This window comes from Virgibacillus sp. LDC1 (assembly GCF_025792345.1).
Classification (GTDB): domain Bacteria; phylum Bacillota; class Bacilli; order Paenibacillales; family Paenibacillaceae; genus Paenibacillus_AQ; species Paenibacillus_AQ lautus.
On record NZ_JAOXLZ010000020.1, the window covers coordinates 1 to 532 of the forward strand.

2 rRNA genes are annotated in these 532 nt (G+C 45.5%); both read left to right on the plus strand.

Annotation, left to right across the window (positions count from 1 at the left end):
- Window positions 1-80, plus strand: a 16S ribosomal RNA gene (locus OHJ21_RS32960); the annotation flags it as partial.
- 336 nt (window positions 81-416) lie between these two features.
- Window positions 417-532 (plus strand): 23S ribosomal RNA (locus tag OHJ21_RS32965); the annotation flags it as partial.

The following is a 532-nucleotide window of genomic DNA, read 5'->3' on the forward strand; positions in this document are numbered from 1 at the left end:
CGCCGAAGGTGGGGTAGATGATTGGGGTGAAGTCGTAACAAGGTAGCCGTATCGGAAGGTGCGGCTGGATCACCTCCTTTCTATGGAGAATCGTCTTCTGCAACGAAGACATTCAAATATGACTTCAATGAAGTCACCCTTAAAATCAGGTTTAGACCTGTTACTCACTCGTTGGTCAGTTTTGAGAGTTCAACTTACTCTCATTTGATCCTTGAAAACTAGATAACGAAACGAATTTGCGCAATTAGAAATATCCTTTTAGCTGAACTTGTGTCAAAACAAGTTTAATAAAACGGTAGCAGCGGAAGATTCGTGACAGTCGATCCTTTGGAAGTTTCGTTTCCACCTATTAACTCGTTTAGTAGATCAGGAAACAAACGGACAAACAGAGCGAATGGCGCGAAACTGAAGCAATTGGTTAAGCTACTAAGAGCACACGGAGGATGCCTAGGCGCTAGGAGCCGAAGAAGGACGTGGCGAACAACGAAACTGCCTCGGGGAGCTGTAAGCAAGCTTCGATCCGGGGATGTCC